This window comes from Mycobacterium sp. ACS1612, from assembly GCF_001667505.1.
Lineage (GTDB): Bacteria > Actinomycetota > Actinomycetes > Mycobacteriales > Mycobacteriaceae > Mycobacterium.
Window position 1 is genome coordinate 37,553 of the sequence record NZ_LZHZ01000033.1, and the last position, 21,003, is coordinate 58,555.

Below are 21,003 nucleotides of genomic sequence, written 5' to 3' on the forward strand. Positions count from 1 at the left end.
CCATGATCCTGACGCGCAGAATCCTGATCCAGATGGCGATTTTCGCCGTCATCGCGACGACCGCGCTTGCCGTCATGTTGTTCGGTTACATGCGGGTGCAGGACATGGTGGGAGTCGGACAGTACACCGTGAAGCTGGAACTGCACGAGACCGGCGGCCTGTACCCGCGGAGCAACGTCACGTATCGCGGCGCACAGGTCGGCATCGTGGACAGTGTCAAGCTGACCGACACCGGTGTCCAGGCGGTGCTTTCGCTGGACAAGAACGTCCCGATTCCCGCCGACCTGACGGCCGAAGTGCACAGCGTGTCCTCGGTCGGTGAGCAGTTCGTCCAGTTGATACCGCGCAGCGCCAGCGGCCCGTCGTTGAAGGACGGCGACGTGATTCCCGCAGACCGCACGACGGTGCCGACGGACATCAACAAGGTGTTGACCGACACCACCCGTGGCCTGCAAGCGATTCCGCAGGAGAACCTGAAGACCGTCGTCGACGAGGCGTACGTGGCGGTGGGCGGCCTCGGCCCCGAGTTGCGCCGGTTGGTCAACGGCAGCAGCACCCTCGCGATCGACGCCCGCAAAAACCTCGACTCGCTGACCACGCTGATCGATCAGTCCAAGCCGGTGCTGGACTCGCAGACCGATACCGCGCCTTCGATCCGGGCGTGGGCGTCGAACCTGGCGAACGTCACCAGCCAACTGCAGAGCCAGGATTCGGCCGTCGCCGGGATCCTGGAGAACGGCCCCGGCGCCGCTGACGAGGCGCGCGCATTGTTCGACCGGCTGCAGCCGACGCTGCCGATCGTGCTGGCCAACCTCGTCAGCGTCGGCGACGTGGCCGTCACGTACCGGCCGAGCCTTGAGCAGCTGCTGGTGCTGCTGCCACAGGGCACCGCGGTCACCCAGGCCGTCGGCGTGCACAAGCGCAACACCAAACAGGACTACGAAGGCGACGCCCTGACGTTCAACCTGAACCTGATGATCCCGGCGTTCCCGGCGCCGATACCGCTGCCGCCGCAGCAGCTGCCGCCGCCCTGCACCACGGGCTTCCTGCCCGCCCAGCAGCAACGCGTGCCGACCTTCGAGGACTACCCCGACAGGCCGCCAGGCGATCTGTACTGCCGGGTGCCCCAGGACGCGCCGTTCAACGTGCGCGGCGCGCGCAACCTGCCCTGCATCACGGTGCCTGGCAAACGCGCCCCGACATGGCAGCAGTGTGAGAGCAACGAGAATTACGTGCCTCTCAACGACGGCTACAACTGGAAAGGCGACCCCAACGCGACATTGTCTGGGCAAGCCGTCCCGCATGTGCCGCCGGGGGTGCCACCTGCGCAAGCCGCTCCGCCGCCGGGTCCGGCGCCGCCGCCGATAGCGGCCGCCGAGTACGACCCAGCGACTGGCACGTACGTTGGACCGGACGGACGTGTGTACACACAGTCCAACCTGGCCCGCAGTGCCACAGAGGAGCAAACATGGCAGACGATGCTGTTGCCCCCGAAGGGGAAGTGAGCGATTCGACGGCCATCGAGCCGGAACCCAGCGGTGTCGAGCAGTCCGATGCGGTCGTCACCGATGAGGTGACCGACTCGGTCGAGGACACCGAGCAGTCCGACGAGGCGGTCGCACCGCCCGCCAAGGTCAGGACGCCGATGTCGCACGTCAAACTCGGCGCCATCATCGGCACCGTCCTGGTCGTGGGGCTGGCAGGGCTGACGGGCTGGCTGGGTTTCCGCACCTACCAGTCGCACCAGATCAACGAGCGGGAGAAGCTGTTCCTCCAGGTCGGCAGGCAGGGTGCGCTGAACCTGACCACGATCGACTGGCAGCACGCGGACGCCGACGTGAAACGCATCCTGGACTCCGCGACCGGCACCTTCTACGACGACTTCCAGAGGCGCGCCCAACCGTTCACCGAGGTGGTCAAGCAGGCGCAGTCCAAATCGGAGGGCACCGTCGCCGAAGCCGGACTGGTGCCGGACTCGATCACCGACAAGGGCGCTGACGTGTTGGTGGCCATGACGGTCAAGACCTCCAATGCCGGTGCGCCGGACCAGGCTCCACGCGCCTGGCGGATGCGGATCTCGGTGGAGAAGGTCGGTGACGAGGCCAAGGTCGCCAACGTGGAGTTCGTGCCGTGACCAAGCACAGACAGGACCAGACCTCGGAGGAAGAAACCACTGTGCCTGCCGACACCGAAATCGACACCGAAACCGACGCTGACGCCGACAAGGTGGAGGACACGGTCACCGACGACACGGCCGAGTCGACCGACACCGCCGCTGAACCGGCCGCCAAGCCGAGGCGACGTATCCAGTGGTCGCGAGTGTTCGTCTTCGGTGTGCTGCCCGCGGTGGCGCTGCTGCTGGCGCTCGGCGCCGGATACCTGAAATGGATGGACAACACCGTGCGCGACAACGACCGTGCGCGCGACGAATCGGTGCAGGCCGCCAAGGACAGCACCGTCAAGCTGCTGTCCTACAAGGCCGAAACCGTCGAGCAGGAACTCGGGGCCGCCCGCGATCTGTTGACCGGCGACTTCCGCGACTCGTACACCTCGTTGACCAACGACGTGGTGATTCCGGGGGCCAAGCAGAAGAACATCTCCGCGGTGGCAACGGTTCCCGTGGCGGCGTCGGTGTCGGCCAATCCGCGTGAAGCCGTGGTGCTGGTCTTCGTCAACCAGACCGTGGTCGTCGGACAGGACGCGCCGACCGATACCGCGTCCAGTGTGCGGGTCACGCTGGACAAGGTGGACGGCCGTTGGCTGATCTCCAAATTCGACCCGGTGTAGCGTGGCCGACCCTGGGTGGCTGGACGTCTCGGCGCCGGCTGTACAGCTGCGGGCGCTGACATGGGGGCCGACTGACGCGCCAATCGCGTTGTGCCTGCACGGTTTTCCCGACACCGCCTACGGGTGGCGAAAGGTGGCGCCCGCGTTGGTCAACGCGGGCTGGCGCGTGGTGGCACCGTTCATGCGCGGCTACGCGCCCTCGTCGCTGCCTTCTGACGGCAGCTACCACGTCGGCGCGTACATGGACGACGCGCTGCGGGTGCTCGACGCCGCGGGCCCGACGGGACGTGACGTGTTCATCGGTCACGACTGGGGTGCGATCGCGGGGGCTGGACTCGCCGCGATGCCTGATGCCCCGTTCCGCAAAGCGGTGATCATGTCGGTGCCGTTCGGCGCGGCGTTCCGCCCGCTCGGTCGGGTGCCCCAGCCGGTACGACTCGCCGCCAAACTGCCGCGCCAGTTGCTGCTTAGCTGGTACCTCATGTACTTCCAATTGCCTTGGCTGCCAGACCGTTCCGCGTCCTGGGTGGTTCCGAAGCTGTGGCGCAGATGGTCACCCGGCTATCAGGCCGACGAGGATCTGCGCTACGTCGACGACGCGATCGGGGTGCCTGAGCGGTGGCGGGCCGCGCTCGCGTTCTACCGCGCCACCATCCGGGGTAGTAGGCCACTGGCCCGCTACGCCGAACTCGACAAGCATTGGCTGGACGCGCCGCGGCTGCCGACGCTGTATCTGCACGGCACCGACGACGGCTGCTCCCAGGACTACACGCCGTGGATCGCGAGGGTACTGCCCGACGACAGCGAGATCGCGCTGATCGAAAACGGCGGACATTTCCTGCAGTTGGATCAGCCCGATGCGGTCGGCCGCCGCATCGTCGAGTTCATCGGCAGCATCTAGTCCTTCAGCCCGGGATGACTGCGCGCCACCAGTCGGGTGATCAGGGGGCGGGGCAGAAGGTGATTGGCCGCCGCCGCGATCCGGTTCGCCGCTCCAGGAATGATCACGCCCTTACCCGACGCCAACCCGTCGACCGCGGCCTTGGCCACCGCGTCCGGCCTCACCCACAGGAACTTGGGCAGCGACTTCTCGGCTACTTCGTCGGGGATGCCTGCCGCCTCGCCGAAACCGGTCTTCACGGGACCCGGGCAGAGCGTCGCGGCGCTGACGCCGGTGCCGTGCAACTCTTCTCGCAGCGCATGGGTGTAGGACAACACGAACGCTTTTGCCGCGCCGTAGGACGCCTGGCCGGGCACAGGACCGAATGCCCCCACCGACGCGACGTTGAGCACCGCACCGCGGCCCCGCTTGACCATGTCGGGGACGAACCGGCTGCACAGGTCGACCACGGCGGCGACGTCGACCTCCACCAGGTCGAGTTCGGCCCGCGGATCGGAATCGGCAACGGCGCCAAGCGTCGCCAGCCCTGCGTTGTTGATCAGGACGTCCGCCACGACGCCGAGCGCGGCCACCTGATCGGGCAGCGTCGCGCGGTCCTCGCGATCGGACAGGTCGACCGGCAGCACGTGGGCCAGGCCGCCAACGTCTTCGGCCAGTTGCCGCAGTCGGTCGGCCCGCCGAGCGACGAGGACCAATCGGTATCCGCGGCGGGCGAATTCGCGGGCGATCTGCTCGCCGATACCCGACGACGCGCCGGTGACGACCACGACGCCGTCGTCGCGCTTGGGTGGAAGCATGGGCAGACAATAGCCTGAAACCCATGATGGTCCGACGGCTTGCGGCGGTCGATGCGCAAACGTATTGGATGTCGGCCAAGATCCCCAACGATCAGTTCCTGCTCTACGCCTTCGCGGGTGTGCCCACCGATCACGAGCAGGCGGTGCAGGAGCTCCGGCGCCGGGCATACGCGGCCGAGGAGTTGAGGCTGCGGATCGAGGACCGCAATCGGTTCAGCTACCCGGCGTGGGTACGGTCCGACATCGACGTCGACCATGTCGCGGTGCACGATCCCGTCGGCGACTGGGCCGACTGCCTGACCGCTGTCGCCAGGCTGGCCGAACACCAACTCGACCCGCGCAGGAAGGCGTGGCGTGTGCACGTGTACCCGTCCGTCGACGAGGTGCCGGGTGTGGGCATCGGAACGGTCGCGGTGCTTCAGTCCGCCCACGTGCTCGGCGACGGCGTCCGCTCGTCGGCGCTGGCGGCGTGGCTGTTCGGTCGCGCAGTGGAGGTGCCGCCCGTTTCCGCGCCACCGCCGATGCGGGGTGCCGCACTGCCGTGGCGCGCGTTCACCGCGGCGAGGGCGCACCGGCAGTTGAGCCGCGATGTGGCCGCGGGTCTGATTCCCGCACAGGCGGATTCGCGTCCCGCATTACGCAGCAACGCGCGCCCCGACGGGACGCGCAGCATCCGCACGGTGATCCGCAACCGTGCCACGCTGTCGGGGCCGACCGTCACCGTCGGTGTGTTGGCGGCGGTGGCCACCGCGCTGGCGGGCCACCTGCGCGAACTCGGCGACGACCCGTCAACGCTCGGCGCCGAGGTGCCTATGGCGAAAGCCGGTGTCCGCCGCGCGCACAACCACTTCGGCAACGTCGGCGTCGGTTTGTACCCGGATCTGCCGATCGACGCACGCATCGCCGGAATCGTCGAGGACATGGCCGACCGGCGCCGACGGGCGGCGCACCCGGCGATGCGGGCCGCGAGCCGGGCCGCGGCGTCGGTCCCCGCGCCGCTATTGCGCTGGGGCGTCGCACAATTCGACCCGACGCTGCGCTCGCCGACCGTCACCGGCAACACAGTCGTGTCCAGCGTCAACCGCGGGCCGGCCGACCTGCGCTTCGGCGGGCTGCCCGTGGTGGCGACGGCCGGCTATCCGGGGCTGTCACCGATGATGGGCCTGACGCATGGGGTGCACGGCATCGGCGACACGATCGCGGTCAGCGTGCACGCCGCCGAATCGGCGGTCGGGGACATCGACGCCTACGTCGAACGACTCGAGGCCGCGCTGTAGGTCCTATGCAGGGACTCGATGCCGACGTCGAGCGCGGCCTCGAGGTAACTGAGGTCGCCGGTGGCCAGCAGTACGCCTACCCCGCCCTGGATTCCGGCCAGTAGCGCCGCGGCGATGCGGTCCGCGTCGAACCGCGCATCGACCTTGGCCTGCAGTTGCATGTAGCGCACGCCGGCGGCGATCTCGCCGTGCCATTTACGCATCAGCGCGGCCGTCACGGCCTGCGCGCCAGGCGTCGTGCGGCCGATCTCCGACATCAGCACGGCGAGCGGGCAGTGCTGGCCCTGTTTGCGGTACCGGTCGACGACCGCGTCGCGCCAGCGTTGCCATGCTGCCCACGACGTCAACGCACCGAGGTATGGCTGCTGATCCTGTAAGACCATCTGAGCCTCGTGCTCGGCCACTGCGAGCAGCAACTGCTCCTTACCGTCGGGGAAGTAGTGAAACAGCTGGCTTTTCGAGGTTCGGGTGCGTGCTCGGATGTCGTCGAGGGTGGCGATCGCGACGCCGTTCTCGCGTATCTCGGCTGCAGCGCCCTCGATGATGCGCTGTCTGGTCGCCCGCCCCTTGACGGTCAACTTCTGGACTTGCAGGTCCATTTTTCCGAGCGTACCAGTGAATTCATGAGTTCAAGCAACGCGCGGCTGGCTGGCCGCACAGCACTGGTTACCGGTTCCACGGGCGGCCTTGGCGTGGCGATCGCCTCGGCGTTGGCTGCGCAGGATGCCTTCGTCGTCGTCAGCGGCCGTGACAAGGTCCGCGGCGATGCCGTGGTCGCGGACATAACAACCGCGGGCGGTTCCGCGGAATTCGTCGTCGCCGACCTGGGCGCAGGCGAGCACGAGGTGCGCCGGCTGGCAGAAGAGGCCACCGCCGCCGCGGGCGGTCGGATCGATATCCTGGTCAACAACGCGGCGATGCTGTTGATGCCGTCGCCGACCGCCGAGATACCCGAAGAACTGCTGCGGAAAGCCTTCGCGGTGAATGTGTTTGCGCCGTTTTTGCTCACCGGGCAGCTGGCGCCGGCGATGGTTGAGCGCGGCGACGGCGTCATCGTGAACATCGGAAGCATCACCGGACTGCGCGGCAGCGCGGGCTCGGCGATTTACTCCGCGAACAAGGCGGCGATCCATTCATTCACTCAGTCGTGGGCCGACGAGTACGGACCGTTCGGCGTTCGGGTGAATGCAGTCGCGCCAGGTCCGATCGCCACTGAACGTCAAGAGCAGTTCGCCGACCACATCGCCCCAATGCTCACGCGCATTCCGTCGCGCCGGATGAGCACGCCGGAGGAGGTCGCGGCTGCGGTGGTTTTTCTGGCCGGCGACGAGGCGGCAAACATCCACGGCACGATCCTCGGAATGGACGGGGGCTGGTCGGCCGTTTAACACATGGCTTAGATTTTGTTGCATGACTGACCACACGGCGATCGACACGGGGCTGCTGATATTGCGGGTGGTGCTGGGTCTGACCATGGCTGCCCACGGATACAACAAGTTCTTCGGCAAGGGTGGTTTGTCCGGGACCGCCGGCTGGTTCGACAGCATGGGTATGCGGCCGGGCATGTTCCACGCGCGGGTGGCTGCGACCACGGAGATGTCGGCGGGTATCGGGTTGGCGGTGGGTTTGTTGACGCCGATTCCAGCCGCGGGGTTCGTGGCGCTGATGTTGGTGGCGGCGTGGACGGTGCATCGGCCCAACGGGTTCTTCATCGTCAAGGAGGGTTGGGAGTACAACCTGATCTTGGCGGTATCGGCGGTGGCGGTGGCCACCATCGGGGCGGGCAGGTTCAGCCTGGACTATGCGCTGTTTGGCTCGTCGGGGTTCTACGACTACCTGCACGGATGGTGGGGTCTGTTGATCTCGGCGGTGCTCGGCCTTGCCGGCGGCATCGGCCAGCTGGTCATCTTCTGGCGCCCGCCGGCGAACGCCGAAGCCTGACAACAGAAGTCATGCGAGTACAGGTGACCGGTCACCGGCCACCTGCATCCACCCGCCGCTGGCTAGCGGTTGTTCTTGCCGAGCAGGCTGTTCAACAAGCCGGAAACTGCCCGCCCCGTCTGCGTCAGCGCGTAGGAACCCGCCCGGCCAGTCTGCGTCACCGCGTAGGAGGCGGCGCGGCCGGTCTGCACGCTGTAGTAGGTGCCTGCGTGGCCGACCTGATGATTCAGGAACGTGCCCAGGTGCCCGAGTTGGTGGTTGTAGTACGTGCCGGCGTGGCCGATCTGATGGTCGATCCGTTCGCCCGGTTGGGCCGAAGCCATGCCGGCGCCCGCAAGCGCGATCCCGCCGGACACGATTGCCGTCCCTGATACCAACGCGACCCGCGAGAGCAGCCCCTTACGATGCATGGTCAATTCCCCTCTCCCTGTAACCCTTACCGTCCAGCAAACGGTTTTGCCGGGCGCGCAGTGGGGTTAACCATCTTGGTCGGAGTTGAAACCGTGACTTTTCAAGAACTTTTTCGGTTTGCCCTTCACGGGATTCTCACGGTTCACGGGCGATGTGGCTCTTTGTTGCCGTCAACCGCTCGCCGGGGCCGTCGGCGGTGAGACGCGGGCCGTGCAGACGCGTCCGAAAGTAGCCAGTTAACGGATTGTGCGGACGCCTCCGCCGCGCTTGAGGCCAAACCGTCCCGCTCGGCTAGAACACGTTCTAGTCTGATCCGACATGGGGTTTCTGAAGCAGGACGCGCCCGTCGTGGACTACGAGGAGTGGAGCAAGGGCACGCGCGCCGAGAAGATCGTGCCGATGGCCCGGCACTGGGCCGAGGTGGGATTCGGTACCCCGGTGGTGCTGCACCTGTTCTACGTCGTCAAGATCCTGCTCTACGTGCTGGTGGGCTGGTTGTTCGCGCTCGCCACCGACGGCGTCGACGGCTTCACCAATGTGGGGCAGTGGTACGCCGAGCCGATCGTGTTCGAGAAGGTCGTGCTGTACACCATGTTGTTCGAGGTCGTCGGACTCGGCTGTGGCTTCGGTCCGCTGAACAACCGGTTCTTCCCGCCGATGGGCTCGATCCTGTACTGGTTGCGGCCCAACACGATTCGGCTGCCACCGTGGCCCACCAGGGTGCCGCTGACGAAGGGCACCACCCGCGCGCCGCTCGACGCCGTGCTCTACGCGGCGCTGCTCGTCGTGCTGGTGATCGCGCTGTTCTCCGACGGCACTGGGCCGATGCCCGCGCTCGGCACGGCCGTGGGTGTGCTGCCGATGTGGCAGATCTGGACGATCCTCGGCCTGCTGGCCGTGCTCGGCCTGCGCGACAAGGTCATCTTCCTGGCGGCGCGCGGTGAGGTGTACGCGTCGTTCACCGTGGCGTTCCTGTTCGCCGGCCACGGGGTGGACATGATCATCGCCGCCAAACTGGTGTGTCTGACCATCTGGCTCGGTGCGGCGACATCGAAGCTGAACAAGCACTTCCCGTTCGTCATTTCGACGATGATGAGCAACAATCCGGTGTTCCGGCCGCGGTTCATCAAGCGCAGGTTCTTCGAGCACTTCCCCGACGATTTGCGGCCGGGCAGGCTGTCGCGGTGGCTCGCGCACTTCAGCACCGCGATCGAGGGACTGGTGCCGTTGGTGTTGTTCTTCTCCCACGGTGGCTGGCCGACCGCGATCGCCGCGTTCGTGATGCTGTGTTTCCACTTCGGCATCCTGTCGTCGATTCCGATGGGCGTGCCACTGGAGTGGAACGTCTTCATGATGTTCTCGGTGCTGGCGCTGTTCGTCGGCCACGCCGACGTCGGCTTGGGCGACATGTCGACGCCGCTGCCGGTGCTGTTGTTCGTCGTCGTCGCAGGCACCGTCGCGGTGGGAAACCTGTTCCCGCGCAAGGTGTCCTTCCTGCCTGGCATGCGGTACTACGCGGGCAACTGGGACACCGGGCTGTGGTGTGTCAAACCGTCGGCCGCAGAGAAGATCGAGAAGAACATCGTCTCGATCGCGAGCATGCCGCAGGCGCAGATGGAGCGCTACTACGGGAGTCCGGAGACCGCGCAGATGTACCTGTATATGGGATATGCGTTCCGCGCCTTCAACACTCACGGTCGCGCGATGTTCACACTCGCGCACCGCGCGATGGCCGGGCAGAACGAGGCCGACTACGTGCTGACCGACGGTGAGCGCATCTGTTCGACGGCGATCGGCTGGAACTTCGGCGACGGCCACATGCATAACGAGCAGTTGATCGAGGCTCTGCACGAGCGGTGCCGCTTCGAGCCAGGGGAGGTGCGTATCGTGTTGATCGACGCGCAGCCGATCCACAAGCAGCGCCAGGAGTACCGGCTCGTCGACGCGGCCACCGGCGAATTCGAAAGCGGCTACGTCAAAGTCGCCGATATGGTGACCCGCCAGCCGTGGGACGACACCGTGCCAGTGCACGTGTACAGGAGCGACCACGTCTCGGCATCCTGAACCGGTATCGGTGTGGTTCGACGGGACCGGGCAGCTGCAAAGCGACCTCGGGCCGGTCGACAGGAACTGTGTGGTGCGGGTGATCGGTGGGCACTGCCCGGACCGGCACCAGTGCGTGCTGCTGTACCGGGCGCCAGGCCCGCGGCTGCTGTACGGCAGCGAACTGATGTCGGACCTCGACGACGAACGCGGCCTTTACTTCGAGACACACGCCAAACACCTTGACGACGAGCTGATTTCGATTGCTGTCGACCATGTTGGTGAGGACGGCCGCCCGGGCAGTTGGCGCTACCGGCTGCTGCCGATGCAATGGAAGACATCCGACGGGCTGGTGGAGACGTCTACGCGGCTCGCGGTGTGGCCGGACTAGGCCACTCTGCGCGGGGTGCGGTGGGGCAGCAGCGACACCGAAGCGGTTGCGAGTGCCTCCCTTGCCCGAGTCGGCAACAAGTAGTGCTGATGATTCCGCAATCACATTAGTATCGCTAATGCAAAACACTAACATATGGCGCAATTATCGGCGGACGGCAGCGGCATCTGTCGGTGTCTTGGAGTAGCTTCCAACTCGTGATAGCTGCGATGAGGTGGTGACAGCGTGCAGGGGGACGTGTCAGTCGGTGACGTCGACCCATTGGCAGGTGTCGTCGCGCTTCAACTTGTTCCCGGTAATCTGCATTACCTTAATGCGCTGAGTCGACTCGCTTCGTTCGCAGCACGAGACCGCTCACATACCGACGCGCCTGCCATTATCGCTGACTATGAGTCTCGTGAAGGCAGGGCTTTGTCGCAAATGCGGTCGGTTTTCGGCGGGTTCATCGCTGTTGAAGTGCCTTTCTTCGAGCAGACCTACCTCGTTCTTGAGGGTCTCAACACTGACGCCGGCGTAGTGGTACGACATCTACTTCCCGCGATCTTTGGCCGCCATCGGCAACGCTTCCCGAGCGAGTTCGTCCGCAATGTGCAGGCATGCGCCCTCCTACTTCTCATGACAAGTGACAATCTGGCGGCGCACATGATGCTCGAGCGCTATTCGACTGCGCCATCCCCGTCTTCCTGCCTGACCATTGACGATGGGAGCTGTCCGACGCTAGCGCGTGCACTTACGTTCGACGAGGACGAGTTCTTTGAAGGACTGCCAGGCGCTCTGGTCGCCTACCTGAACAGCATGTTCTTCGTCGATTCGGACGTTCTGCCGGCGTGGGACGGCAATGAACCCGACGAGAGCCTCATCTCACACCCATTCGTGCGCACGCGCGCTGGGAACGTGGTTATCGCGGCGCCGCATGAGTTGATGGTGACTCTGCGCCATGCGATTTGTTTAGAGGCAACGAGATGCGATTGCCACGCCCAGTTGCAGGAGGCGCTGACTGCGCACGCCGCACACCTAACCCGCAACTTGTGCGAGTCGTTGTTCGACGACGACCCAACGGAAGAAATCTCTACCGGCCTGACCTTGCTGCGCGGCGCAATTGACACCGACAAGGTGCTGGAGATTCGGAGTCATATCCCGAGTCTCGAAGCGTCGAGCAGCGCGGTATTCGCCGATCCTCTCACTGTCGCCGCGCCGCCTGCGCAGCTGGCGGACACTGGCGAGCGAAGGCTAACGGTGGACGTGTTCTGGATGTTGGGCAGAGATTTCAACCTGTTGACACCGAACGAGGACCACCATCTATGTACGACTTTTGAGGACCTTGAGACGATCCTCTTCACTTCGGGCACCCACAAGCTGAGCCTTTGGTATTTTGCCGAAGCCCTCGATCGGCTGAACGATAACGACACAACTGTGCTGCATAGCGGCCTCGCGGATCTCTACGGCCTCTACGAGGAGAATGATGAGTCGTTCTATGCTGGGGACGACTCACCGCCTCCGACGGCGCTCGTTGTTGAGTCGGACTATTCTGAGGCCCTTCGAGTCAAGATTTCGCAGCGGTTGGGGCGACGGTTCGTACACATCGCCAACGTAGTTCACGAGTCCTTTCTAGTTCATGGTGCTTCCACATCGGTTTGTGAGGTCTTCGCGCCGCCTCGCGTAATCTTTTCGGCGGAGTTCCCCGACTTTACGATCTGGGTAGAACTTCGGGCGAGTTCTAACGTGGACGGTATTCGGCTCAGATCGATCGCTGAATCGTCGACGTACTGGGCTTACCAGATCTATCAGGCGGAGCCTGAGCTGTTCTCGACGTTCGGACACGAAGTTCAGTTGCTTCTTCTCGAGACCGAGTTCTCCGGCGGCGACGACGATCGATGGATACGACGCGGCGCAGACGTGGACGGCAAAGACGTGACATTCGAGTTCAAGGCTCCCTCCAAGCCCGAAAGGTCGTCGGTCCCAAATGCACTCGACCGCGATCTTGTTGCCGTGATGCTCTCTTCATTGCGGCACCTTGCCGGTATGTCGCATCCAGATCACGAGTCCGATCCGTTACTGGAAGTGCTGGTACCGCCAGGGGAGCGACGCATGTTGCACATCGTGCAGTCAGACGTTGATCTGATCGCGTGGCCAGGCGCGCTGCCGCCCGATAGAACTGTCTCTGGTGCTGTCATCTCAAAGCTCCTCGACGAATTGGGCGCTCACTTGCGCCTCGACTGCGGACGTCCGGTTGGAGCTGTCCCGTCGAGCGAGCGCACTGCCCTGCTGAACAACGAAGTCGTCGCCTACTTGCGTGAACGACTCATGACGGATTTGACTGCCTACGACGGTGCGGCGCTACTGGAGTACCTGATCTGCGCCAACGAATCACTACTGCACCATCACTACGTTGAGCGCGTTAGATACCCGTCGACATTGGCGTGCTTCGGTCAAGATTCTCAGGATGTTCAAGATCTCGCCAAGCGAATCGCGAAGACCACCACGGCTTCGGTAGCGTCGCGATTCCTCATAGAGTTGGTCTCTGCGATACAGCCCGGGTCAATCGCGGTGCCGACGCTCGAAAAATACGACTCATTGCTCGGAATCGCTTCTGAGATCGTTAACAAGGGGTTTCTCTCCGACGCCATCCACACCGGACTGTCACACGTAGAACTTTCGATCCTTCCGTCAGGTCGCCTCGGCATCGGTCGTGACGATGACCGATATGTCCAAGGCCTGCAGAGTCTAATGAGTGCGAATGCGCAGTCGGTCATCGATGATGCGGCTCGGCAGGAGACATGGGATCCGAACCATGACGACTCTGCAGACGATGATTTCCCGCTGGCGGACAGCCTCGCCGCAGTCGAGTGGGGATTTTCGTTTACTGAATTAGCCTTGTTTACAAGCGAATTGATCAATCTGTCCACTGAACGCGATCAGCAGGACGTTGGCGTGTTGACCGTGCAGGCCATCAGAGAACGTATGGAGTCCAAGTTCGCCTGGAACGACGAGAAGATTACTGCCCTCTTGGATGAGCTGACGATGACGCGCGAAGCCGATTTCTGGGCGCTCGGATCCGAAGTCTTTCCGTGGCGCTACAACCGCGCTCGCTCGTATCTGCGACGACCACTGATCGCCTACGTGTCGAAGGGGGTCGACTACGTAATGTTCGGACATCGCAACACGCTGCGCACTTCCTTCGAACTGCACGGGCAGTACGTTTCAGGTCGCTTGAAAGCTAGAACCTCGGCCATGAAAGCCGCGCTTAGTGCCGCAAAGGACCGGAAGGGCACCAGGTTTGAGTCGCGCGTCGCAGAGGAATTTGATCGGTGGTGCGATCCCGTCCACCGTCGGGTACGTCGCCTCGGGAACCTAGACTTTAGGAACATCGAAGAGCGGAACCTCGGCGATATCGACATCGTCGCGTTCCACGAACCGTCGCAGACTCTGTACCTAGTTGAAGCGAAGGCACTTCTGGTCGCACGCACGCCGCGGGAGATGGCCAATGAAATTGCGGCCTTGATCGAAGGTCAAGGATCAGCCGTCGAACGGCTCAGAGCGCGTCATCGGTTCGTAGTCAGACACTTGCCGGAAGTGTTGCAGTCGTTGGGCATCCGCGCTGATGATCCAAGCGTCACCGCACTGATTGTCGTCGACGTCGACCTGTTGTCAGCACGCTTCAGCTCTCCGTATCAAATCATTCCAGTGGCGAAGCTGAACGAACTGATTGATAACGCAGGAGCCCAGAACGGGAGTTTACGCAGTGCTCAAGGTTTGTAAGTAATGGGGACCGATCAAGCGATCGGAGCGAAGTGGGGCGAATTCGCCGCGGCGGTAGAACGGCTCGCCGAACGGATCGGTGATATCAACGATTTTGTAGTAGCACCGGGAAGCTCCTTGGCGGGCGATGACCGCGCAGCTCACCCCTTCGAGATAAGCCACGCAATTCGACACATCGTAAACACGACGGTCGACCAGCTCCACGGAATCAAGGTTGCGGTACATGACGCGCAGCAACAGCACCTCGCCGTAAGTACGACGCTTGCACGGACCGCTCTAGAGAACACCGCAACGGGACTGTGGATACTTGGACCACGCAAGAGGAGCGTTCGCCTCGAACGGGTATTGCGTTGGCATTCACGCAATTACCACGATTTCGAGAACTTCCTCGTTAGAACAGGCCGCGACGCGACCGCCGCGCGCGCTAGAAACCGCTCGGCGTTGGACGAGGTACGGACGGTGGCCGTATCAGGTGGTATCGACGCGGGAATCGCCACGTCAGGCTTCAGCGTCACCGTACCGATCAAGGAAGGCGCGGAGTTCACCGATCTGCCGGTTTTCAGCGACTGGCAGATCGCCTCAGGCTTCGCACATGCTCGTCCGTGGGCGCACCATGGATTTCTCCACCGCGAGAAGGTCGCGACTGGGCAGGGGAAACATTCCTTCTACAAGATGACCGCGCGTGAGGAGATGACGATCTACTTCCCGCTACAAGCGCTGCACTTGTTAAGTCAGCTTCTTCGCCTGCGTGACCGCCGAGCGGGCTTAGATATGCCACCTCTGCCGGGTGGCTTTCCCGACGGGGAACCGCAACACGCACGGCGCACGACGGATTCGAACAGAACCGAACGAAGCAAAACGTAGCAACTGTCCACCTGTGGGAGGAACTGAAGCCGCGTTCGCGTGCCGGCTAAACCATCTGGACCTTCTACTCGGCCGTGAATCGATTACTTACCGGCGGCGACAGCTGCGTTCGATTTGTGCTCAATTGCGCTCTCCCGCCGGTGACATAGTTGCACGATCGTACGGTTCTAGACATCCCACGGTGGTAAGTCGTCAAGCGGCGGCCGCTTGGCGGTGGGCCCAGGCGGTGTTTTCGTCGTTGGTTTCGTGGTGGCTCAGGCAGCCGTGCAGGATGCCCACGAGACGGTTGCCCAGGGCGCGGAGCGTTTGATGGTGTGTGTTCCCGGCCGCGCGGTGCCGGTCGTAGTAGGCGCGGGCGCCGGGACTGGTGGACAGGGCGCAAAACGCCCAGAGGTAGATCGCGTCATATAGACGGCGGTTGCGCACGTGGCGCGCCAGTACCGCGCGTTTCTTGCCTGAGGCGATGGTCAATGGTGAAGTGCCGGCGTAGTTTCTGCGAGACTTGGCGTCGGTGTAGCGGTTCGGGTCGTCCCCGAACTCACCGAGCACCCGGGCGCCGAGGATGACACCAAGTCCTGGCAGGGAGAGGTAGATGTCGGCGTCCGGGTGTGTCTCAAAATGCTGTGCCAGTGTTGCTTCGAGGTCGCTGATCTGGCGGTTGATCTCGGCGATGATGGCCACGGTGGCGCGGGTGGTGGCCGCGAACGCGGCACTGATGGGGGCCGGGGCGGTCAGCTGATCGGTGCGCAGCGTGGCGTGGATCTCTCGGGCGCGCTCGGCGATGTTCCGTTGGCGCCCACCACGTTTGAGCGCTGATTGAATCGCCGCCAAGGACAATCGAGCTGCCTGCTCGGGGCTAGGTGCGCGGTCGAGCACCCCCATGGCATCGCGGTGGGCTAGATCGTCGAAAGTCTGCAGCGCGGCGGGGTAATACTCGCGCAGCGCGTTCCGCAGGGCATTGGTATGGCGGATGCGGGTCCAGAGCAGGCTTTGATGGGCCCGGGCGAGCACCTTGATCGCCTCGGCATCGGCGCTGTCGCCGGCGACGCTGCGATGGTTGTGCCGGTCGGTGCGCACCAGGTCGGCCAGCAGTTTGGCGTCGGAAGCATCAGATTTGGCGCCCGAGACGTGGTGGCGGTCGCGGTAGCGGGCCACCGCCAGCGGGTTGACCGCGTACACCTGATATCCGGCGGCAACAAGTGCCGCCACCCACAGGCCGCGGTCCGTTTCGATGCCCACCACCACTTGATCGGGTTCCTCGGTGCGTTCGCCGATCAGCGCATGGAGTTCGCTGATGCCGTTGAGTCCTTCCGGTAGTCGGCGCGACGCCAGCCGCCGCCCGGCCTCATCCATCACATGCACGTCGTGATGGTCTTCGGCCCAATCGTCGCCCACGAAGATCATCGGCTCCCTCCTCGACTTGTCGTGTGGTGCAACCACTGTCGAGCCCGAGGACACCCGGCGACAACCTAATGGATCAGTGCTCGAGCGGCACAACATCCCACCAGTGCTTCAGGTGACCTCACCAACCGGCCGGGGCACGATCTAGAACTAGGAATCAAACAACGCTCCCGGACCCGCGAGTGCTCACCGGCTGGCGGCTCGGTGATCAGCTTCGCTCGATCACGGGTCCAAACCCGTCAACGGCACGCTGATCAAATCCCATTAGGATCCGCCACGAAAATGAGAAAAACGCATCCGCCATTTCGTTGAGAATCTTGCAAACCTGCAGGTAGAGACATCGCCATCCGCCACGCAAATTGAGAACCTACAATAAATAGCAAGACTTCTGAGACGTGCACGCCTTCTGGCAGCGGTTTCGGTGAACAGTCTTCGATTGCGCCGCCTCTCCGGATAAATGTGCCAAAGTCCCAGCGTGTGAGGCGTTTACACGCAGCCGCTGGCGAGGGCAGGCTGGGCACCAGCCCGATCGCGGCACAGGGCCGCGACCTCACACGGCACCAGTTCGGACGAGACCACAGGGTTGGTGATCGTGACCGCGCAGACCACCGCTCCGACGATAAAGAGCACCGCACTGACGTGAAGGAGCCGTGCAAAGCTTGCGTCGGTCAGCGTGCCGGCGGCGATCAGCCTCATGCACGCCACCGCGATCAGTCCCGACAATCGCGCAACGGCGTTGTTGATCGCTGAGGCCATGCCGCCGTGCATCGAGTCAACCGCCAACATGCAGATGGAGGTCAACGGGGTGACTGTGAAGACCAATCCCGTTGCAAGGAGCGTCGTTCCAGGCAACAGCTGTAACGCGACGTGGAAACCCTGGGCCGAGAGCCGGATAAGCAACAACCCGGCCCCTGCGATCATCGGACCGGCGATCACGAATATCGCGGGCCGATGCGGGTGGCGGCATTGCCGACCTGGCGGGCAAAAAGAAACGACAGGATCGGGATCGGCAGAGTGGTCAGCCCTGCCGCGGTTGCCGAATAGCCGACGACTTCCTGGGTGTAGAGCGCGATGATCAACGACCCCAGCGCCAGTCCTCCGTAGATGAACGCGGTCGCGAGATTGCCCCCGGCGAAATTGCGACTGCTGAACAACTGCAAGGGCAGCATCGGGTGCGGTGCGCGGCGGTGCCATCGGACGAATCCGATGAGTGCGACGGCGCCGACGATGAAAGACCCGCTCACTGCAGGGTCGAGCCAGCCTCGTCGCTGGGATTCGATGAGCGCGTACACGGTGGCGGCCAAGCCCGCCGCCGACAACAACCCGCCGGCGATGTCGACGTGAGCGGTCCTGGACGGCTCGGACATGGGGCACATCGAAAACGTCAAGGCAAAACCGATGACCATCGGGATGGCCGAGAGTGCATAGATCCACCGCCAGCTGAGGAAGTCCACGGCCAGCCCACCGATCAGCGGGCCGAACGCGAACGCGGTGCCGGTCCATGCGGTCCACTTGCCGATAGCCGCTGACTTGCGGGCGTTGTCGAATGCGGCGTTGATCATCGCCAGCGAGCCAGGCCAAAAAGGCCGCACCCGCACCTTGACCGACGCGGTCGGCGACCAGGATCGCCGGCGACGGCGCGGTTGCGGCCAGTATCGAACCGACTCCGAAGGCCAGCAGCCCGAAGCGCATTATCCGCACTCGACCGAAAGATCGGAGATCGACCCGCCGGGCAGGATCATGGCGCCCAGTGCCAGGAGGTATCCGTCAATGACCCACTGCTGCAGGCCCATCCCGCCGCCAAGATCGCGTGTGGTGGCCGACAGCGCCAAGTTCACCACTGTGCTGTCGAGGAAGGCGGCCATCGACACCATCACGGCCACCACCATGACCCGACTGGTCGGGACGGCGGCGCGGATCCTCACGTCCATCCCCACGGCGTGACGACCCAGCGCACCGCTACTGATGGGTGGCCGGAGCAGTCACGCCGGGACGGACGGCGTCCACGATGCTCTGGTATTCGGGATTGTCGGCAATGAAGGCGGCGACGAATCCGCAGTAGTTGGTGATTCGTTCACCACGCTCACGTACACCATCGAGGACGATTCGGACCAACTGTGTTCCCAGACCGTCGCCGCGGAACTTGGGCTCGATGACTGCGTGGCGGATGACGATGCGACTGCCGATGCGCCGGTAATGCACGGCGCCGACGACTTGGCCGTCGATCACTCCCTGATAGCAACCTCGCTGTCGTTATAGATGACTTGCATGACTGAACTGACGAAAGCCCTTCTGTGTCGTATGTATATCGCTGCGAATAGGTCTGTACGGAAACATGTTTCACTTGATCCGCACGGGGCAACCGATCACGTCGGCAGGATGGCGATGGCTTCGACTTCCACCCGCAGGTTGGGCCACACCAGCCCGTCAATGACGCTGAGCATGGCGGCGGGCTGGTGTGTGATCACCTCCCTGCTCACCGACAGGTAGGCCGACACATGGTCACGGCTGGTGAGCCATTGGCGCATGTAGACGATGTCGGTGAGTTTGGCGCCGGCCTTCTCCAACGCCATTTCGACGTTGACCCAGCACTGCCGGGCTTCGTCGGTGAAATCCTCCGGTGGGGTGCCGTCCTCGCGCAATCCTGGGGTTCCGGAGACGAAAATCTGTGTACAGCCAGCGGATACGGCCACCGCGTCGGCATAGTTGCCGATGTGTGACGCCACGCCGGTGTGGATCGGGCTAACGGTGGTCATCTTCGGACTCCTTGCATGTTTCTCGTCGGTCAGCGGGGCGAGGGCCGATGTCTAACGGTGTTGGTACGTAGGGCGTTTCACTTCGTACACGTCGGCACTCATGGCTCGGGTTCTCAATAATGACCAAGGTCGGACTCCTCGGCGAGCAGCAGGTCCCACACCTGGTTGATGGTCCGATGGGGTGCGACAGCATGGCGCAGAAGGCTGACTGGGACTTTTGCGAGGACAGCAAAGGTCGCTGCTTGAGCCAGTTCCGAGAACTGCGGGCCGACGAACGTCGCTCCGAGTAAGGTGTTGGTTCCGGCGTCGATGACCAGCTTCGCTCCATCCGTGGAAACCATCCCGGTAAAGGCGCAGAAACCGCAACGTGCCCGGGTAGTGAGCGGTTCGCGTCCGGAAAACGTATCCGTCTGCTCGGGCCTGACTCTCTGTGCGCCCGACCCTGACTATTTGCGGTTCAGTGAAGATGACTTGTGCGAGGGTGCCTGCATCGCGGGCGGCCAACTCGTTGTCGGTGAGTTCTCGCCCCGCCGCGCGGGCCGCGATGATCTCGGCCACCAGGCGGTCGTGGTAGGTGGAGATATGGGACAGCCGCGCACGCCCAGTGGTGTAGCCCAGAGCGTAGAGCCAGCTGCCGGTAACGCCGACCGCCTGCAGATGGTCGTTCACCGAAACGAACTCCCCGCCCGGAAGGCCAACAGACTCCAGCCCGACGTCGTCGGTGTTGACCAATCGTCCCGCGGCTAGCACGATCTCGTCAACCTTGAGGGTTTGGCCGTGAAAGGTTGCGGTGACGGGGTCACCGACCCCGGGACGTGCTACCGAGGACAACTCGGTGTCGAAATGAATTTTGACACCGCTGTTTCGGAGTGACTGTGCGACTATGTCGCGGACTTCGGGCTCGCAGCCGCACAGCACGGCGGACTCACGTACGAGAAGCGTTACGTCCGAACCCAAACCGGTCAGGATCGTCGCGGCTTCGACGGCGCCCGGACCACCTCCCACCACCAGCGCGCGCGGTGGTACGTGTGTCATGGTCGTCAACTCGCGGTTGGTCCACGCGCGCGCCTGGGCCAACCCTGGTATGTCCGGTACGGTGGGCCGAGTTCCGGTGCACAGCACAGCCGCGTGGCGTGCCTTCAGAACGGATTCGGTGTCATCGTTATGCGCTACGCGCACGGTTCGTTCGCCGTTCAGCCGGCCGATGCCGTGAAAGACGGCGACGCCGGCTTGGCGCAGCGATGCTGTTCGGTCGTCATCGGAGAGGTGCTCGATCATCCAGTCGCACTTGGCGAAGACGGCCGCGAGATCCGGTCCCTCGTTCGAAATGACCTCTCGCACATCAGGAACAGCCTTGGCCAGGTTGAACACCTCGATCGGTCGAAGGAATGTTTTGCTCGGGTTGCAGCCGAAGTACTGACACTCCCCACCGACCAGCCGATCCTCGACAAGTGCTACCGCTAGGTCGGCCGAGGCAAGCTTGCGCACGGTGGCCACCCCGCCCACCCCGCCGCCTACGACGACCACGTCGAAGGTTTCGGCAGTCACATCAGGGCTCCTTTCCGGTGATCTGTTGCGTTGTATTCGATTGTGAATCAGAGCATTCAAGCCGAAGTGCACAGCGGCGCGGACACAGGCTGTGGCAGGTTCAGCAGGCCGGTGTGCTGGGGTCCGA

The 21,003-nt window shown here is 63.8% G+C and carries 20 protein-coding genes and 2 pseudogenes; 11 read left to right on the plus strand and 11 right to left on the minus strand.

Going from position 1 to position 21,003, the window contains the following annotated elements:
* Positions 1 to 2: 2 nt before the first annotated feature.
* From A5724_RS14220 to A5724_RS14235, 4 genes are read left to right on the plus strand one after another with little or no spacing between them, the layout of a single operon-like run.
* Positions 3 to 1,505 (plus strand): MCE family protein, encoded by a 1,503-nt coding sequence (locus A5724_RS14220; RefSeq protein ID WP_067802575.1) that lies wholly within the window; start codon positions 3 to 5, stop codon positions 1,503 to 1,505.
* Positions 1,469 to 2,134, plus strand: a complete 666-nt coding sequence (locus tag A5724_RS14225; protein WP_067802578.1) for an Mce protein — start codon at positions 1,469 to 1,471, stop codon at positions 2,132 to 2,134. The genes A5724_RS14220 and A5724_RS14225 overlap by 37 nt, the downstream gene beginning before the upstream one ends.
* Positions 2,131 to 2,787 (plus strand): hypothetical protein, encoded by a 657-nt coding sequence (locus tag A5724_RS14230; RefSeq protein WP_067802581.1) that lies wholly within the window; start codon positions 2,131 to 2,133, stop codon positions 2,785 to 2,787. The genes A5724_RS14225 and A5724_RS14230 overlap by 4 nt, the downstream gene beginning before the upstream one ends.
* Position 2,788: 1 nt before the next feature.
* Positions 2,789 to 3,688, plus strand: a complete 900-nt coding sequence (locus A5724_RS14235; protein ID WP_067802584.1) for an alpha/beta fold hydrolase — start codon at positions 2,789 to 2,791, stop codon at positions 3,686 to 3,688.
* Here the strand turns inward: A5724_RS14235 and A5724_RS14240 are convergent.
* On the minus strand, positions 3,685 to 4,485 hold the full coding sequence (locus tag A5724_RS14240; RefSeq protein ID WP_067802588.1) for an SDR family oxidoreductase: 801 nt from the start codon (positions 4,483 to 4,485) through the stop codon (positions 3,685 to 3,687). The two genes, A5724_RS14235 and A5724_RS14240, sit on opposite strands and share 4 nt — an antisense overlap.
* A 23-nt stretch (positions 4,486 to 4,508) precedes the next feature.
* On the opposite strand from A5724_RS14240, the gene A5724_RS14245 reads away from it, so the two are divergent.
* Positions 4,509 to 5,762, plus strand: a complete 1,254-nt coding sequence (locus tag A5724_RS14245) for a wax ester/triacylglycerol synthase domain-containing protein (RefSeq protein ID WP_067802591.1) — start codon at positions 4,509 to 4,511, stop codon at positions 5,760 to 5,762.
* Here the strand turns inward: A5724_RS14245 and A5724_RS14250 are convergent.
* Positions 5,732 to 6,361, minus strand: a complete 630-nt coding sequence (locus A5724_RS14250; RefSeq protein WP_067802594.1) for a TetR/AcrR family transcriptional regulator — start codon at positions 6,359 to 6,361, stop codon at positions 5,732 to 5,734. The two genes, A5724_RS14245 and A5724_RS14250, sit on opposite strands and share 31 nt — an antisense overlap.
* Positions 6,362 to 6,385: 24 nt before the next feature.
* Between A5724_RS14250 and A5724_RS14255 the strand changes: the two genes are divergently transcribed.
* Both A5724_RS14255 and A5724_RS14260 read left to right on the plus strand, forming a co-directional pair.
* Positions 6,386 to 7,150 carry an SDR family NAD(P)-dependent oxidoreductase gene (locus A5724_RS14255; RefSeq protein ID WP_067802597.1) on the plus strand — a complete coding sequence of 255 codons (765 nt, stop codon included), beginning with the start codon at positions 6,386 to 6,388 and terminating at the stop codon, positions 7,148 to 7,150.
* 22 nt (positions 7,151 to 7,172) lie between these two features.
* A complete protein-coding gene (locus tag A5724_RS14260) occupies positions 7,173 to 7,703 on the plus strand; it encodes a DoxX family protein (protein WP_067802600.1) in 531 nt (176 codons plus the stop codon).
* 62 nt (positions 7,704 to 7,765) lie between these two features.
* Here the strand turns inward: A5724_RS14260 and A5724_RS14265 are convergent, their stop codons facing one another.
* Positions 7,766 to 8,119 carry a hypothetical protein gene (locus A5724_RS14265; protein ID WP_156752278.1) on the minus strand — a complete coding sequence of 118 codons (354 nt, stop codon included), beginning with the start codon at positions 8,117 to 8,119 and terminating at the stop codon, positions 7,766 to 7,768.
* A 313-nt stretch (positions 8,120 to 8,432) separates the two neighbouring features.
* On the opposite strand from A5724_RS14265, the gene A5724_RS14270 reads away from it, so the two are divergent.
* The 4 genes from A5724_RS14270 (at position 8,433) to A5724_RS14285 (ending at position 15,171) form a co-directional block, all read left to right on the plus strand.
* Positions 8,433 to 10,178, plus strand: coding sequence for a DUF3556 domain-containing protein (locus A5724_RS14270; protein WP_067802606.1), 1,746 nt, complete (start codon positions 8,433 to 8,435; stop codon positions 10,176 to 10,178).
* A gap of 10 nt (positions 10,179 to 10,188) precedes the next feature.
* Positions 10,189 to 10,548: a hypothetical protein gene (locus A5724_RS14275; RefSeq protein WP_067802609.1), complete on the plus strand. Its 360-nt coding sequence runs from the start codon at positions 10,189 to 10,191 to the stop codon at positions 10,546 to 10,548.
* A 225-nt stretch (positions 10,549 to 10,773) separates the two neighbouring features.
* Complete coding sequence (locus A5724_RS34185; protein ID WP_197518655.1) at positions 10,774 to 14,307, plus strand: hypothetical protein; 3,534 nt, start codon at positions 10,774 to 10,776, stop codon at positions 14,305 to 14,307.
* Positions 14,308 to 14,310: 3 nt separating this feature from the next.
* Positions 14,311 to 15,171, plus strand: a complete 861-nt coding sequence (locus tag A5724_RS14285; RefSeq protein ID WP_067802616.1) for a hypothetical protein — start codon at positions 14,311 to 14,313, stop codon at positions 15,169 to 15,171.
* A 192-nt stretch (positions 15,172 to 15,363) separates the two neighbouring features.
* On the opposite strand, the gene A5724_RS14290 is transcribed toward A5724_RS14285, so the two are convergent.
* From A5724_RS14290 to A5724_RS34555, 8 genes and pseudogenes are all read right to left on the minus strand, one after another.
* Complete coding sequence (locus A5724_RS14290) at positions 15,364 to 16,575, minus strand: IS110 family transposase (RefSeq protein ID WP_067802619.1); 1,212 nt, start codon at positions 16,573 to 16,575, stop codon at positions 15,364 to 15,366.
* Between the two features lie 483 nt (positions 16,576 to 17,058).
* On the minus strand, positions 17,059 to 17,508 hold the full coding sequence (locus A5724_RS34535) for a hypothetical protein (RefSeq protein ID WP_232004825.1): 450 nt from the start codon (positions 17,506 to 17,508) through the stop codon (positions 17,059 to 17,061).
* Positions 17,505 to 18,164 (minus strand): MFS transporter, encoded by a 660-nt coding sequence (locus tag A5724_RS34540; RefSeq protein WP_232004826.1) that lies wholly within the window; start codon positions 18,162 to 18,164, stop codon positions 17,505 to 17,507. Before A5724_RS34540 ends, A5724_RS34535 begins: the two co-directional genes overlap by 4 nt.
* 99 nt (positions 18,165 to 18,263) lie before the next feature.
* Positions 18,264 to 18,503, minus strand: a complete 240-nt coding sequence (locus A5724_RS34545; RefSeq protein WP_232004827.1) for a hypothetical protein — start codon at positions 18,501 to 18,503, stop codon at positions 18,264 to 18,266.
* A gap of 28 nt (positions 18,504 to 18,531) precedes the next feature.
* A pseudogene (locus A5724_RS14300) lies at positions 18,532 to 18,804 on the minus strand (GNAT family N-acetyltransferase); the annotation flags it as partial.
* Positions 18,805 to 18,938: 134 nt separating this feature from the next.
* A complete protein-coding gene (locus tag A5724_RS14305; RefSeq protein ID WP_067802625.1) occupies positions 18,939 to 19,328 on the minus strand; it encodes a RidA family protein in 390 nt (129 codons plus the stop codon).
* A 113-nt stretch (positions 19,329 to 19,441) separates the two neighbouring features.
* Positions 19,442 to 19,669 carry a hypothetical protein gene (locus A5724_RS34550; protein ID WP_232004836.1) on the minus strand — a complete coding sequence of 76 codons (228 nt, stop codon included), beginning with the start codon at positions 19,667 to 19,669 and terminating at the stop codon, positions 19,442 to 19,444.
* A gap of 328 nt (positions 19,670 to 19,997) precedes the next feature.
* Positions 19,998 to 20,948 (minus strand): annotated as a pseudogene (locus A5724_RS34555) (FAD-dependent oxidoreductase); the annotation flags it as partial.
* Between the last annotated feature and the right edge of the window lie 55 nt (positions 20,949 to 21,003).